Source organism: Acinetobacter sp. SM34 (assembly GCF_022012365.1).
GTDB lineage: Bacteria > Pseudomonadota > Gammaproteobacteria > Pseudomonadales > Moraxellaceae > Acinetobacter.
This window is the reverse complement of the sequence record NZ_JAKLTP010000019.1, coordinates 48,293-62,074: the sequence shown is the minus strand read 5'-3', so window position 1 is coordinate 62,074 and position 13,782 is coordinate 48,293. Positions and strand designations below refer to the sequence as shown.

Sequence of the window (13,782 nt, the reverse complement as noted above, 5' to 3'; positions counted from 1 at the left end):
GTATTTTTTCAGCACTTTTAACGTCATCAATAAGATTCATAGCATCTTTTGTTGGTTGATATCCTCTAGGATGCCTAATAAATAGAGTAGTTCCTAACTTTTCTTCAAAAGCAGTTATTTTCCTAGAGACAGTTTGTGGACTCACTCCTAACTCTTTGGCTGAACGACTTATATTCTGATATTGCACTACTGCTGTAAAAAATCGGAGATCATCCCAATTCATATTTTCTTTCCATTTTTGGAAAATAGTAAATTATTTTGATCCATTTATGCATTGAAATTGAAGCCTTAATATTAAAAATCATCAATATTTAAGGCTTCTTATGAATACTCTTACTAATTCAAGTTCTAACTCTTTAGAAATTGATATTGTCCGTAAATATCTATCTGCATTTTCTCAAAATAACATTCATGAGGCTCTTGAATGTATTCATCCACATGCTATATGGCATATAGATGGCGATTCAATCGTTAAAACTGTTGGTATCATACAAGGGCATAAGGCTATTAAAAAATGGTTAGAAAATTTTCCTAAAGCCTTTCAGCCAATAAATTTTTCTATAAGTAAATTAATAAGTTCTGATAATGATGTTTTTGTAATCGGTCGATTTAGACACTTAGTTCTGAAGACCAATACCATTGTTGATAGTGATTATATAATTAAGTTTACAATAGAAAATTATAAAATTACTCACTATCAAATCTTTGAAGATTCACTTTTACTTTCAGAAGTACATAGAGATTCTAGTCATAGTAGAAAGGTAACGATCAATGAAACTATCTATGAATGGGATGATATTGGAGAAGGTTCTCCTATTATTTTTTTACACGGATTATTTTTAGATCGAACATTCTGGACTAATATCACTCAAAATCTTTCACAAAATCGTTGTATTTCATTTGATATGCCTGGTCATGCTAAAAGTGGCTGGCGTGAGGAATTAGATCTAGATGGAATAGCAGAGGACATCGCTATTTGGATGAAGGAATATTGTATTGATAAAGCGACATTAGTTGGACATAGCCAAGGGGCTATGGTTGCAATGCGAATAGCAGTTCAGTATCCAGATGTGGTTGAAAATCTTATATTAATTAATACTTCAGCTCAAAAAGAATATGAAGATCGCATTCCTTGTTGGATTAAAAGAGAAAATGTACTCCTTTCAGAGAATTCTGACCGATTAGAACTTTTTAAAGAAATTCAAAATATTAAGCAAACATCCCAATGGTTAGAAAATAATAAGATCGAAGCAGACATTGAATTAAGTAAAATGATGGCTCAAGATCCTCAAAACTTAGCAAAAGCACTAAAAGCAGCAACAATAGACAGAATAGATATAAGAGATAAAATTTCAAAAATTAAAGCAAAAACTATTGTATTGTCAGGTGAAATGGATCGAGCAACACCATATATTTTAGGAGAGGAGATTGCTAAAATTATTCCAAACACTAAGCATAAGATTCTAGCCCATGCAACCCATTCAATACCTATAGAGTTTCCAGAAGTAGTCTTGGATGCAATTAATAATTTAGTAAGAGATCAGTTAAATAGGGAATGAAAAAGAGATTTATCAGGTCTATAGATCATAGAGAATGCTTAAATTTTTTAGTTCCATCGGCATAATCACTAACGGTATGTAAGTTCCCAACAAGATGATATTTGTAGGTTGTCAGTCCTTCTATTGCGACTGGTCCTCGTGGAAAAATTTTATTAGTACTTATTCCTACTTCTGCTCCAAAACCATAACGGTATCCATCAGCAAATCGAGTTGAGCAATTATGATATACATTTGCAGAATCAGTTTGTTGCATGAAAATGTTAGCATTTATAGAGTTTTGCGTAATGATTGAATCAGTATGGTGTGAACCATAAGTATTGATATGGGTAATTGCTTCATCTAAACCATTTACTATTTTCAAACTGATACTGTGATCACCATATTCAATAGACCATGATTCAGGAAGTGGAAAAGCTCTATTTAAGCTTTTAGAAACCTGATGATCAGCGTAAATAGTTACACGAAGCTGATCTAACCGAGAAACTAAGAGAGGTAAAAATTCAGAAGCAACTGATTGATTAATTAGGACGGTTTCTACCGCATTGCATGCTGCTGGATATTGGACTTTGGAATCCATAATCATCTCTAATGATTGTTGGACATCATTAATTTCATCAACAAAGATGTGACACACGCCATCCGCATGACCCATAACAGGAATATTGGTATTTTGTTGAATATATTCGACTAACTTCTTTGAGCCTCTAGGGATAATCAAATCAATATATTGATCTTCTTTCAAGAGGAGATCTATTTGAGATCTTGCATGTAAAAGGGTTAGTATTTCTAAAGGAACTTGTTTTTTTAATATTATTTGATGAACAATTGCCATCAGGTAGCTACAAGTATTCTGTGCTTCTGTACCAGGCTTCAAGATCATAAAGTTATTAGTTTTGATTCCAATCCCAATAATTTGCAAAAAAGCATCAGGTCTGGCTTCCAGGATGACTCCAATGACTCCGATTGGGTAGGTTTTTTTAGTTAGAATAAGACCATTATCTAACTCTTTTTCAAATTCTGTTTTGCCTATAGGATCATCAATATCAATTAGTTTTTCTAATCCTTTGGCGCAACTTTCTATTTTATTAGCATCTAACTTTAGACGTTGTAGTAAGGAATATTCTGTACCCTTTTCTTTAGCCTCTTTATAATCATCATGACTCATATCAATAATTTTTTGACTTCTCCTTCTAATTTCTTGGGCTATTTCTTTTAGGATTAGATTTTTATTCTGAATACTTAAAGCCGTTTTTTTTGATATAAAATTAATATTCTTTATCAAATTTGATAAATCATCATTAATAAAATTCATGATGATTTATGCTCATTATTGGATGATTGGGATAACGTACTAGAGCTATCAGAATCATGAATATCACAAACGAGAGTGTCATCATTACCATTATTAGAAATCTCTCTATAATCATAATCTTGCTTTTCTTTTTGAGATTCTGTTAAGTATATAGATGGCATTAGGGCATCATAATTTTTAATTAACTGATTTAGACATCTGTTCACGGGATCTGAACTTTTTAAAACTTTCATCATAATTACATTTCCTTCAAATAAAGAGATGACATCTTCTGCAAAAATATTCTTTGATTGATCATCGATAGATTCATCCATGGCCTCCACTAAAAGGCTTTTCCAGTTTTTGAAAAAAGTAACTACTCTGGATTGAGCCGAAGGAGGAAGGCTTTCCGCTAGAAGATTAGCCATTAGGCATGATTCTTCCTGGATAAAGAAATCTGCGGTTTTCCTTAATATTTCATGAATCTTTTTAGAGTTTTTTATTTGAATATATTCAAAAAATATCGATTCCACTCTATTGATGACTTCTAATAATATGCTCTCTTTGCTTGCAAAGTGACTGTATAAACTTCCTTTCAGAAGTCCAGTAGCAGTTGCAATGTCACCAACGGTTGTTGCATTGAACCCTTTTTCTCTAAAGACTGATATTGAGTTTGAAATAATTCTATCAGCACTTTTACCCATAGCTTAGCCATCCATAAAACAAACGTTTGTTTGTTTTATGGTAAATAATAAAAATAAGTATTTCAAGGATATTTCTTAATTTAGAAAAAACGGACATTTCTACTTTGGGCTTACATGTTAATTTCGCATAACAGCCATTATGTTAAATCACTCTAATTTTTCATCTTAATAAAGTATTATTAATAACATAACGAATTAAATATAACTTTGATTTGAAGGCATAAAATGAAATTTTTCAAACTTGCATCTATTGCTCTAGGACTGATCTTTTCTATGGAAACTTTGGCAAATCCAACATTTTCAAATGAGTTATTAACAAAGGCTGAAAATGGTGATTCATCAGCACAATTAGAATTAGCCGATGTATATATACATGGTTACGGTATTGAAGAAGATGAAGCTCAAGCCGAAAGCTGGGCTATTAAGTCAGCGGAAAGTGGCAATATCAATGCAATGTATTGGCTTGGTGATGGGTATGCGACATATGCTGGTTTAGTTGAAGATATGGACCCACCTGATGCTGAAGAACATTATAAGAAAGCTTTTGTGTGGTTCTCAAAAGGATCTGACTTAAATCATACTGATTCTATGGTGGGTTTAGCTAATTTATATCGTAATGGTGAGGGAGTTACTGAAGATACTGCTAAGGCATTAGATTTATTTAAAAAAGCTGCGTCTCTTGGCAGTAAAGAGGCTATGAGGGATCTTGAATTTATGTATCGATATGGAATAGGTGTAGAAAAAAATTTAGATAAAGCAAAATTTTGGGAAGATAAGGCACAGATGTAACTATGTAGAATAATTAACATAATACACCTTATAAGAAATCTAAAATGGGAGCTTAAGACTCCCATTTTAGATTTCTTATAAGGTGTATTATTAATTTTAGGAAATCTTAAATTAATCAAAATAATCCTCTAACTCACTCCAACTTGGTAACTCTAAGTATTCCTGATCTAGTTGTATTACAGGTGCCCAATTACTCTTTGAGTTAATACAGAATCCTAATCTTTTCTTAATTATTGGCGTCTCATCTAGCAATCCAAGTGGAATCCATATGAACGAGCTATTACCAACTTTATTAGGAACTGGAGATCCACAACTTATACAAAAGCAAGAAGTAAAACCTGAGTCTTTTCTAAATGTTCCAATAGAATCTATACCAGAAACCCACTCAAATAATGTTTCATTCACCAAAGTCGCTGAATTTGCTCCAGTACCACTTTGTTTACGACATAAGCTGCAATGACAGTGATACATCGTCTGAATATCTTTGTTGATTGAGAATTTAACCTTTCCGCACAAACAACTACCGCTATTTTTCATTTATTAACCTTATATAATTCTATATTTCTTCCGTACTTGAGATATTCAACATTAGATTACTTAAATTATTTTTACCTTTAGTAGCTAAAACTTTAGCTACACTTGAAATATCATTTTTATTTCTATTTTGACTTAATTTAAATTTTCCCACTAAGTCTGTAATCTCAATTTGTATTCCTACAATATGTTTCATCCTTTCGTTGATAAAGTCCGCTGGTGCATCTGTCATTTTCCAAGGAATCTCTTGATTAGACTCATGTTCTCTAGTAAGACGAGCCAAAATACCTCTTAATATTTTTTCATCTTCAATAATTCTGGCTTTACCTTTTGCATGAATAACTACGTAGTTCCAAGTCGGAACAACTTCATGATGTTCAAATTTTCCTACATACCAATTAGGAGATATATAAACATCATCAATTCGGAATATTACAAGTACATTGGCATCATTCTTTAAAACTTCAGCTAAAGGATTTTGTCTTGATATATGTGCCAGTAATTTCCCAAAATCCCCCTTGTCAGGCACTAATTCAAAGGGAATATGGTTAGCATCTAACTCACCATTGGAATATGTAACGATACAACCAAAAGGATGTTTTTTTACTAAATCATGAAGAATATCTATTCGTCTTTCTTCAAAATGAGGCGGTAAGTACATTTAGTTCTTTCTATAGTTTTGACGTTGTATTACATCAAATTAAGGTAATTAATGGCTACTTATCAACTCTTATTTAACATAATGGCCATTATAGTAAATTCTATTTTTGCTCTATCTAAAGTAAGAATGTTTTATTGAGAGATTTTAATTGGGAATCCTATAAAAGGCTTTATTTCTTTTAGAACAAACATACTTTGCATTTCCTTTATTCCAGGCAATCTTCTAATCGTTGACATTGAGAATTCAGCATAAGTATCAAGATCTGGTGATACAACTTGAAGTAAAAAATCTGCATCTCCTCCAATGCTGTAACATGCAACGACATAATCTAGGGCTGTAACTTCTTCTTCAAATTTTTTAGCTTCCTTTTCGCTATGACTATCAATAGATACACGTATAAATACCATTACGCCTAAATCTATTTTTTTGCGGTCAAGTAATACTCCATATCCTTTAATAATGCTTGTATCTTCAAGTTGTTTGACCCTACGCCAACAAGGAGAGGTAGATAAGTTTAATCGTTCAGATAATTCGACTGTTGTAATACGTGAGTCTTTCTGTAGCAACTCTAAAATTTTTACATCAGTTTTATCGATTTTTTTATTGGCAGGCATAAATATTCAAATAATTAACTAAATTAGAAATTTTATACCCTTTTTAGAGGTTTATATAAAACAAATAGATCAATTTACTCTTTGTTTTTATAAAAAAATAGATCTAATATTTTTCTTGATCTATTTTCAAATGGACTATCTAGCACAACTCACCATATATCTTTTTACTTTATCTTTAGCAGCAATCCTTCCTGGGCCAGGTATGACAGGGCTAATGTTTAAAACACTTACTCAAGGCTATAGAAATGGTGTAATGATGCTCCTTGGCCTTATTACGGGCGATTTAATTTTTTTATTAACGTCTATTTTTTTACTAACTTCTTTAACTCAAATTTTTCCACATTTTTCTTTCTATTTAGTCATGCTATCAAGCATATATTTATTGTATTTAGCTTATAGCTTTTGGTCTTTCAATGGTGATCTCTTACAAACCCAAGATAAAGGTACGGTAAGCGAAACTATCTTTTCTTATCGGGATGGGCTATTTATAACGCTCAGTAATCCTAAAACCATTTCATTTTATCTAGCAATTGTTCCTTCTATTTTTGGAGCATCTAGCTTGAAAGAACAAACTTTTTCTTTAATCGTAATAACAATTATAACTTTGGGGATCACTGGTGGTCTTTATGTATTTTTTTCTTTGAGTCTAAAAAAAATTCTACGTAATTTAAAAATACAAAGTGCTTTGCTTAAAGGTTTATCTCTAATGATGTGTATCTTAGCTTTAAGCATCATATACAGAGAATTCCCACCCATTTAATATAATGGCTGCTATGCAGGATAATGATTTAATAGTTATCCTTTTTTACATTAAAAATGTCCAAACCTCTTTATAAATATAGGCAAAATATGATTCAGGGTAGTTGTTGTTGTGGTGCTGTTAAATTTGAGTTGAATGCTGTTCCTGACATGATGGGAACATGCCATTGTTCACGTTGTCGTAAGCTCGGATCGAGTACGATTATTTTTGTGAAAAAAGAATCCTTTAATTTGCTTCAAGGTAAAGAGTTTATACAAACATATAAGCCTGAACCGCCATTTAGCTATGTGCGAACGTTCTGTAAAAAGTGCGGAACTGCTTTGGGTGAAATCGGTTCAGAGAGTGCATCTTTTCCAATACCAGTTAATTGTTTGGACGATGATCCTATCTTAAGAAATCAGTTCCATGTTTTTGTTTCATCTAAGCCAGCTTGGTATGAAATAGAAGATGCTGCACCTCAGTATCAGGAAAATCCAAATTAATTGATCATTAGAGTAACATCAAAAAAAAGCCCAAGATTAACACTTCTTTAAAAGATGAAAATTCAATGAATGACTGTCTATTTAACATAATGGTGGTTATACGAAACGTGTTTAAAAATATTATTATTTATCAAATACTTAATCGCAAAAAAACCAAAATCAAAAAGATTAAAAAACACACGATTTAACAACTCGTGTGTTTTTTAAGCAAATCTGTAATGTTTAGCCAATAGAATTGGCTAAAAAACGCTCAATTTTAGCATTTTTGTTTGGTTATCAAGGTTCCAGGCTATGAAATTAGCCCCAATTTCTGCGGATAAACCTGGGACAGTTTTTAGCCGACCTTGTACGCATTTGCTTACGTCAATTACGGCCCTTTGCGCCTGTACGACCTGGCTGCAATTTCCTATGATGGATTCATTAGGAACAGGAAGTTCCACACAATAATAAGAACATAGATACGCACAAGGACTGTAAGGTACGACAGGAGTTATACCGAGCGAACCCATATGAAAAACCCCGGCAGGATGCCGGGGTTTTTCATTAACATGTATATTTTGTAAGGTTATACAAATCTTCAATCTTATTTTTTATTATTTTCTGATTTTTAACAAAAGCATTTCCTTCAATATATTTTTTAATATCATTGAGGGTTTCTTTTCCATATTCCAATAACTTAATTTGTTTGCTAATCATTCCTATTTTATTATCAATCAATTGATTAGAAATAATATTACATGTTTCAGAAGGAGATTTTTTTTCAAGTTCAATTAGCTGTTTAATTTCGTCTAAACTAAATCCAATCCCTTTTAAACATATAATTAGTTTAACTGCTTGTTCATGTTTGTCATTGTAACTCCTATAACCATTTGCTAATCGATCAGGAATCAGTATCTTACTTTTTTCATAAAAACGTAGAGTATCTAATGAAAGACCATGCTTTTTAGAAAATTGACTAATATTCACCCATCTATCCTTATTTTTTCATCTAATTTTTTTAAACATAATTTCATCTATGACTATGACCTTCAACATATTTTTTGAAGGATTCATTCATGATCTCAAAATTTAATTTTGTAGGTCGAATAATAAAATAACTTAAAATAGGCACAAGCAACCCAATAAAGTCTTCTTTCTGAATTAATTGAGTTGTATTGGCATCAATTTGAGTAAAAATGAATTGATGTCGACCATTAAACAATCCATTTACATAGAGTTTACCTTCCCATTCTAGATGATAGTCATCAAGCTCTTTTACTACAGGCCTCATTCGAAATTGTACTTTTCTATTTTCATCATATAAATCTACAGTAATTATTTGACCTATATGGGTGGGGAACTGATCAAGACCAAATAAAGTATTCCATTCTGAATAAGATGAAATACATGTAAATATTTGCCAAACATGATTTAGTGGTTGATTTATAATAATTTTTGTTTCTATACTTTTATGTCTAAATAAAAAGATCAGAAGGAGAAAAAGTGCAATGATAGTAAAAACTAATTTCATGGAAAAATGTCTTTATTACTGAATAAGACAATCATTCTAAGGTTAGACCTTACTCCAAGCTCAAGGAAAATCAACTTAGATATTAGGTTAAAATTTAACATAAAATCTCTTATACGAAATTTAAGTGTAAGCCCCAAATAGAAATATCCGGTTTCTCCAAAGTAAAAATGTCCGTTTTTAGAATATGCGCTTTTCCTTTTTCGTCAGTGGACTGGCTTTCTTGGGGATACTGTTTTTTAAAAACTTATTCATCCTCCAATTCAGTAATCACTCATTCATCACCGATAAATTTTCGGTCAGCAGCTTGGCCATATTGCAGATCAAACATTTCATTCAAAGTCGGATCTCGATCAATCAAATGCTTTAAGCCAATCAGCTTATAATCATCATCAACTAAAGGTTCTTCAGTTAAAAATTGCCAATCGCCATTTTTTTCATGAAGTACGGTCAATATGGGCTGTTGTGATTCAATCCATTGTCGTGTGGTAAATATTCCTAAATTTGTTGGTTCGCGAAACTTAAAATTCATATTGCGATCGAGTAGAGGCTGATCATATAAAAATTCTTCTTGAAAACCCGCTTTCCAAGGGAACTTGTCATTTCGGTCTGTCCACACCAATTGAAGTGCAGGGAATTCATCATTTTCATAATAACTTTGAGCAATCCCAAAATAAAATCATTTATATTTTCAGCTTTAACTTTTAAGAATTGACAGCGACTAGCTTTAAAAAATATATCTGAATATTCATGCTCTAATTGAATCACTTCACCGCTTTGAATCACTTCAGCAATGTGATTGAGGATGGTGTGACAGAGTTTTGCAGACAAGCCGAAACAAATAATTTCAGGATGCCCATAACTTTGGTAAAGACCAATGCTATAGCTAAAAGGTGGTGAATAATCAGTGTGATCAATCGACATCACCTGCAAGCCGAATTTTTCGATATTTATTTTTGTTCGCTTTAATAATTCACTTCGATCAGGGCATTGATGATCTTCTGTATATTGCATAGGAATTCATTATTGATATTTTTAACATCCTAAAATACAGAAGATTCAATCGAGGGACAAACCTGATTTTGGGATTATTTATAATTCCCAGAAACCTTCACATAATTCTGTGCTGAATAGGGCAAAAACGCCATTTCCTTTTCAGTCAGAGGACGGGCTTTTTTCGCAGGACTACCAACATACAACCAGCCACTTTCCAGAACTTTTCCGGGTGGAACAAGCGTACCTGCACCAATCATCACATCATCTGGAATTACGACATCATCCAGAATAATGCTGTTGATGCCGATCAAAACACGGTTGCCAATAGTACAACCATGTAAAGTTACATGATGGCCAATGGTGACATCCTCGCCAATAATCAGTGGCGAGCCTTCGGGTTTATCCGCCTTTTTATGGCTGACATGTAGCATGGCATGATCCTGAACATTGGAGTTCTTGCCAATACGGATATGATTCACATCGCCACGAATCACGGCAAAAGGCCATACCGAAACATTTTCCGCTAAACTGACTTCACCAATCACTATGGACATCTCATCAACGTAGCAAGTGGCATCAATTTTAGGATGCTGATTTAAATAAGGGCGAATGTTCTTTTTCATATCGGGTATGCAGTGCTCAAGTTTTGTAGGAATTATAAAATAAAAAAGCATCCAAACCGAGGTAGGGATGCTTTGGTCTAATTTAAAAAAACCAAACTTAGAACAAGTTAGCGAAGAATTGTTTAAGGTGGTCGATCATTTTTGCAAAAAAACCCGCTTCTTCAACGGCCTGAAGGGCAACAAGTGGTTTTTCAGCAATCACTTTACCATTTAAAGTGGCAACATATTTACCGACCACTTGACCTTTTTTAAGTGGTGCAGTCAGTTTAGGTTGTACAACCAATTGAGTTTTAATGGCATTGGCTTCGCCTTTAGGCATGGTCACGTTAAAGTTTTCAGGTAGGCCAATTTGAACATCGTTAGTTTTACCGTACCAAACTTTTGATTTAGCCAAAACCTGGTTTGCAGGTTGAACTTTTACGGTTTCAAAGCTTGCATAACCCCAAGCTAAAAGTTCACGTGTTTGTGATGCACGCTCGTTCATACTTGGTGCACCAAAAATCACTGAAATTAAACGCATTGGACCACGTTTAGCTGAAGTCGTTAAGCAATAACCGGCTTCTTCAGTATGACCTGTTTTTAAACCATCCACACTTGGGTCGGTATAAAGTAATGCATTACGGTTACCTTGCTTAATACCGTTAAAAGTGAATTCTTTTTCAGAATAGATTGGATAGTACTTTGAGCTGTCATGAATGATATGTTGAGCAAGAGTCGCCATATCTTTAGCAGTCGAGTAGTGACCTTCAGCAGGCATACCTGTTGCATTGATAAAGCTGGTATTGGTCATGCCAATACGTTTTGCTTCTTCATTCATCATGTGGGCAAAAGTGCCTTCATTGCCGGCAATATGTTCTGCCATGGCTTTAGAGGCATCATTACCCGACTGAATGATAATTCCGCGTAGCATTTCCAATGCTGTTGCAGTGCCGTTCAGCGGTACATACATACATGATTCTGTACTGCTACCACGACACCATGCAGATTCGTTCATGCGAACTTTTTCATTTTCAGTGAGATCGCCACTCAATAACTTTTGTTCGACGAGGTAACTGGTCATCATCTTGGTCATTGAAGCAGGAGCAAGTTTTTCATTTTCATTTTTTGATGCGAGGATTTGCCCTGTCTCATAATCCATTAAAACATAAGATTTATTATTGAGTTCTGGTGGTGCAGATAAGACAGTTGCTGCGTATGTGAAGCTCGGCAATAGTAATAATGCAGCAAGGGCGCTTTTGTGGGTCATTCTGGGTGGTTCCAATATCTTAATAATAAGCACAAAGAGCTTTGCATTTTAGGACAAAGCAAAGCTGACTTCTATGGGGGAAATCAGCTTATTTCAAAAGTATTGTAACCAATTTGTGTTATTTGCTATATGTGGTGAGTTCCTGGCAAATTTCCAGGTTTTTTGCGTCTCCCGCTTTTTTCGCATCTGTGCGTGCTTCAGTTAAAATAGACTTAAATTTTTTCTCTTTACTGAGTTTGGCCAAGCTGGAAACTGCATTTTTTTCTGCCGGTAAATATTCTTGGGCCAGCTTTGCATAACCTTGTTCAAATTTAGCCTGATCTTTCACTAATCCTGGGCATACTTCTGAAAGTACATAAATAGCTGCCAGTTCCTGCTGGGTGACTTTTTGTAGCGGAGTAACTTCAATATTTTCATCTTTTTGCGTGGCTGCATGGGTCACAGAAAGTGTCATGAGTACAGTAGTGAATAGACCGAAACAAGCAGATTTGAATAGAGATAATTTCATTGAAACAGACCTAAATTATTTATAAACATCACAATAAAAATAAGCTTAACCATATTTTTGGTAATTGTAAGTACACAAATGTATTGAAGCTGTTGAAAATGATGCTAATCCTCAAAAACTTGTAGATAAGAAAGGATTAAAAAAGCATAAAGAACAGTCTTCTTTATGCCTATTATCATCACTATAAGATACTTCTTAATATTTTAAGTGTCTTATATAAAGTCAGAGCGATTTATTCAGGCTGATAAGCCAAGACTTCTTCGCAAACCGATTTTTGTTCATCATTACTGGTTTCTTTTGCAGCCTGACGGGCCTCATTCAGTACAGATTTATATTCTGAATCTGCTTGAATTTTATCAAAAGTCATCGATTTGTCTGAATAATCTTGCAGATAAGACTGAATCAAGAGCTGAATTTTTTGATCAAATTTTGCATTTTTCCCTATAATTGCCGGGCATACTTCAGTCATCACTTGAGTTGAAGCAAGATCTTCTTTCACAATAGTATTGGCTTCTTCCTGAGATAAGCCTTCATTGGCTAAAACAGTGGAAGATAACAATGCCGCAATGCCGAACCCTAATAAGCCACGAAATGATAAAGTTTTAATCATTTTAAAGTCACACTTTTTGAATAAATGTTGAGCGTCAAATATATATAATTTTCTATATAATTCAATCAAATGTTGTGATTAGTCATTTTTAACCATTACGAGATATTTAAGTGAATATATTAATTGCCAATGATGATGGTGTTTTTGCTCCCGGGCTTCAGGCATTGGCTCAAGCCTTGGCTCCTCTTGGTCGTGTGGTTATTGTTGCTCCTGAAAGTGAACGCAGTGGTTTTTCCAGTGCCCTTACTTTAGACCGTCCCTTACGACCGATTCAGATTGCAGCCGATGTTTGGGCAGTCAATGGAACACCTGCAGATTGTGTCTATCTGTCCATGAATGGTTTATTCGATTTTGAATTTGATCTGGTGGTCAGCGGAATTAATAGCGGGGCAAATCTGGGCGATGATGTGCTTTATTCAGGAACTGTCGGCGCAGCATTTGAGGGGCGGCTAATGAAACAGCCTGCCATTGCTGTATCTATGGCTGGGCCAAATGTACGTTCTTATGACAGTCCGAACGATTATGCAGTCGCAGCACAATGGGTGCATGATTTTATTGCTCAGGGTTTGCCAGCGTTACCACCACGCCATATTTTTAATGTGAATATTCCAGATATATCTGAATTGCAAGGTTCAAAAATTACTTATCAGGGACGTCGCAGTCAATCTAAACCTATTACCAGTCATGTAGACCCACGTGGACGTCAAGTGTATTGGATTGGCCTGTCAGGTGAGGCTGTGGCTGAACCTAAAAAGGGTTTAACTGAAATAGAGTCGGACTTTTTTGCTGTGGCAAATGGTTATGTCAGTATTACTCCGATTCAAATGGATGCCACAAATTATGAGATTTTGCACACATTACATGCACAGTTTTCTAAATAGTGCCGAATAGTGTTATA

17 protein-coding genes and 1 pseudogene are annotated in these 13,782 nt (G+C 34.0%); 5 read left to right on the top strand and 13 right to left on the bottom strand.

The annotated features are described in order from the left end of the window. Positions 1–223, bottom strand: a 223-nt coding sequence (locus LZZ98_RS14390) for a LysR family transcriptional regulator (RefSeq protein WP_237788440.1), incomplete at its 3' end; no start/stop codon positions are given. A 100-nt stretch (positions 224–323) separates the two neighbouring features. Here LZZ98_RS14390 and LZZ98_RS14385 point away from each other — a divergent pair. Next, complete coding sequence (locus LZZ98_RS14385; RefSeq protein WP_237788439.1) at positions 324–1,559, top strand: alpha/beta fold hydrolase; 1,236 nt, start codon at positions 324–326, stop codon at positions 1,557–1,559. A gap of 25 nt (positions 1,560–1,584) precedes the next feature. Here the strand turns inward: LZZ98_RS14385 and LZZ98_RS14380 are convergent, their stop codons facing one another. Together LZZ98_RS14380 and LZZ98_RS14375 are read right to left on the bottom strand one after the other, a co-directional pair. After that, a complete protein-coding gene (locus LZZ98_RS14380; protein WP_237788438.1) occupies positions 1,585–2,871 on the bottom strand; it encodes a glutamate-5-semialdehyde dehydrogenase in 1,287 nt (428 codons plus the stop codon). Next, complete coding sequence (locus tag LZZ98_RS14375; protein ID WP_237788437.1) at positions 2,868–3,554, bottom strand: TetR/AcrR family transcriptional regulator; 687 nt, start codon at positions 3,552–3,554, stop codon at positions 2,868–2,870. The genes LZZ98_RS14380 and LZZ98_RS14375 overlap by 4 nt, the downstream gene beginning before the upstream one ends. Positions 3,555–3,827: 273 nt before the next feature. Here LZZ98_RS14375 and LZZ98_RS14370 point away from each other — a divergent pair, with 273 nt between their 5' ends. Beyond that, positions 3,828–4,343: a tetratricopeptide repeat protein gene (locus LZZ98_RS14370; protein ID WP_442862722.1), complete on the top strand. Its 516-nt coding sequence runs from the start codon at positions 3,828–3,830 to the stop codon at positions 4,341–4,343. Between the two features lie 111 nt (positions 4,344–4,454). Here LZZ98_RS14370 and LZZ98_RS14365 read toward each other — a convergent pair whose 3' ends face one another. The 3 genes from LZZ98_RS14365 to LZZ98_RS14355 all read right to left on the bottom strand — a co-directional run bounded on the left by LZZ98_RS14365 (position 4,455) and on the right by LZZ98_RS14355 (position 6,152). Next, complete coding sequence (locus LZZ98_RS14365; protein ID WP_237788435.1) at positions 4,455–4,880, bottom strand: GFA family protein; 426 nt, start codon at positions 4,878–4,880, stop codon at positions 4,455–4,457. Between the two features lie 19 nt (positions 4,881–4,899). Continuing rightward, complete coding sequence (locus tag LZZ98_RS14360) at positions 4,900–5,538, bottom strand: FMN-binding negative transcriptional regulator (protein ID WP_237788434.1); 639 nt, start codon at positions 5,536–5,538, stop codon at positions 4,900–4,902. Between the two features lie 131 nt (positions 5,539–5,669). After that, positions 5,670–6,152: an Lrp/AsnC family transcriptional regulator gene (locus LZZ98_RS14355; RefSeq protein ID WP_237788433.1), complete on the bottom strand. Its 483-nt coding sequence runs from the start codon at positions 6,150–6,152 to the stop codon at positions 5,670–5,672. 130 nt (positions 6,153–6,282) lie between these two features. Between LZZ98_RS14355 and LZZ98_RS14350 the strand changes: the two genes are divergently transcribed. Further along, positions 6,283–6,912 carry a LysE family translocator gene (locus LZZ98_RS14350; RefSeq protein WP_237788432.1) on the top strand — a complete coding sequence of 210 codons (630 nt, stop codon included), beginning with the start codon at positions 6,283–6,285 and terminating at the stop codon, positions 6,910–6,912. Between the two features lie 56 nt (positions 6,913–6,968). Further along, the gene (locus LZZ98_RS14345; RefSeq protein WP_205683573.1) at positions 6,969–7,394 is read left to right on the top strand and encodes a GFA family protein; all 426 of its coding nucleotides are present in this window, start codon (positions 6,969–6,971) and stop codon (positions 7,392–7,394) included. A 543-nt stretch (positions 7,395–7,937) separates the two neighbouring features. Here LZZ98_RS14345 and LZZ98_RS14340 read toward each other — a convergent pair. From LZZ98_RS14340 to LZZ98_RS14310, 7 genes and pseudogenes are all read right to left on the bottom strand, one after another. Further along, entirely contained in the window at positions 7,938–8,360 is a 423-nt protein-coding gene (locus LZZ98_RS14340; RefSeq protein ID WP_237788431.1) for a MerR family transcriptional regulator, read from the bottom strand. A gap of 43 nt (positions 8,361–8,403) precedes the next feature. After that, positions 8,404–8,904 (bottom strand): SRPBCC domain-containing protein, encoded by a 501-nt coding sequence (locus tag LZZ98_RS14335; protein WP_237788430.1) that lies wholly within the window; start codon positions 8,902–8,904, stop codon positions 8,404–8,406. Positions 8,905–9,175: 271 nt separating this feature from the next. Then, positions 9,176–9,915: pseudogene (locus LZZ98_RS14330) on the bottom strand (DUF4262 domain-containing protein). A gap of 74 nt (positions 9,916–9,989) precedes the next feature. Continuing rightward, positions 9,990–10,520 carry a gamma carbonic anhydrase family protein gene (locus LZZ98_RS14325; RefSeq protein WP_237788429.1) on the bottom strand — a complete coding sequence of 177 codons (531 nt, stop codon included), beginning with the start codon at positions 10,518–10,520 and terminating at the stop codon, positions 9,990–9,992. 97 nt (positions 10,521–10,617) lie between these two features. After that, on the bottom strand, positions 10,618–11,766 hold the full coding sequence (gene dacC, locus LZZ98_RS14320) for a D-alanyl-D-alanine carboxypeptidase PBP5/6 (RefSeq protein ID WP_237788428.1): 1,149 nt from the start codon (positions 11,764–11,766) through the stop codon (positions 10,618–10,620). 118 nt (positions 11,767–11,884) lie between these two features. Further along, positions 11,885–12,274, bottom strand: a complete 390-nt coding sequence (locus LZZ98_RS14315) for an MCR_0457 family protein (RefSeq protein WP_442862720.1) — start codon at positions 12,272–12,274, stop codon at positions 11,885–11,887. A 232-nt stretch (positions 12,275–12,506) separates the two neighbouring features. Next, positions 12,507–12,884 carry an MCR_0457 family protein gene (locus LZZ98_RS14310; RefSeq protein ID WP_237788427.1) on the bottom strand — a complete coding sequence of 126 codons (378 nt, stop codon included), beginning with the start codon at positions 12,882–12,884 and terminating at the stop codon, positions 12,507–12,509. A gap of 110 nt (positions 12,885–12,994) precedes the next feature. Between LZZ98_RS14310 and surE the strand changes: the two genes are divergently transcribed. Then, positions 12,995–13,765 carry a 5'/3'-nucleotidase SurE gene (gene surE, locus LZZ98_RS14305; protein WP_237788426.1) on the top strand — a complete coding sequence of 257 codons (771 nt, stop codon included), beginning with the start codon at positions 12,995–12,997 and terminating at the stop codon, positions 13,763–13,765. The last annotated feature ends 17 nt before the right edge of the window (positions 13,766–13,782 follow it).

What these genes read in the sequence shown, in the direction of transcription:
- LZZ98_RS14385 (WP_237788439.1), top strand. Translation starts at nt 324, where the DNA reads ATGAATACTCTTACTAATTCAAGTTCTAACTCTTTAGAAATTGATATT.
- LZZ98_RS14380 (WP_237788438.1), bottom strand. Translation starts at nt 2,871, where the DNA reads ATGAATTTTATTAATGATGATTTATCAAATTTGATAAAGAATATTAAT.
- LZZ98_RS14375 (WP_237788437.1), bottom strand. Translation starts at nt 3,554, where the DNA reads ATGGGTAAAAGTGCTGATAGAATTATTTCAAACTCAATATCAGTCTTT.
- LZZ98_RS14370 (WP_442862722.1), top strand. Translation starts at nt 3,828, where the DNA reads ATGGAAACTTTGGCAAATCCAACATTTTCAAATGAGTTATTAACAAAG.
- LZZ98_RS14365 (WP_237788435.1), bottom strand. Translation starts at nt 4,880, where the DNA reads ATGAAAAATAGCGGTAGTTGTTTGTGCGGAAAGGTTAAATTCTCAATC.
- LZZ98_RS14360 (WP_237788434.1), bottom strand. Translation starts at nt 5,538, where the DNA reads ATGTACTTACCGCCTCATTTTGAAGAAAGACGAATAGATATTCTTCAT.
- LZZ98_RS14355 (WP_237788433.1), bottom strand. Translation starts at nt 6,152, where the DNA reads ATGCCTGCCAATAAAAAAATCGATAAAACTGATGTAAAAATTTTAGAG.
- LZZ98_RS14350 (WP_237788432.1), top strand. Translation starts at nt 6,283, where the DNA reads ATGGACTATCTAGCACAACTCACCATATATCTTTTTACTTTATCTTTA.
- LZZ98_RS14345 (WP_205683573.1), top strand. Translation starts at nt 6,969, where the DNA reads ATGTCCAAACCTCTTTATAAATATAGGCAAAATATGATTCAGGGTAGT.
- LZZ98_RS14335 (WP_237788430.1), bottom strand. Translation starts at nt 8,904, where the DNA reads ATGAAATTAGTTTTTACTATCATTGCACTTTTTCTCCTTCTGATCTTT.
- LZZ98_RS14325 (WP_237788429.1), bottom strand. Translation starts at nt 10,520, where the DNA reads ATGAAAAAGAACATTCGCCCTTATTTAAATCAGCATCCTAAAATTGAT.
- dacC (WP_237788428.1), bottom strand. Translation starts at nt 11,766, where the DNA reads ATGACCCACAAAAGCGCCCTTGCTGCATTATTACTATTGCCGAGCTTC.
- LZZ98_RS14315 (WP_442862720.1), bottom strand. Translation starts at nt 12,274, where the DNA reads ATGAAATTATCTCTATTCAAATCTGCTTGTTTCGGTCTATTCACTACT.
- LZZ98_RS14310 (WP_237788427.1), bottom strand. Translation starts at nt 12,884, where the DNA reads ATGATTAAAACTTTATCATTTCGTGGCTTATTAGGGTTCGGCATTGCG.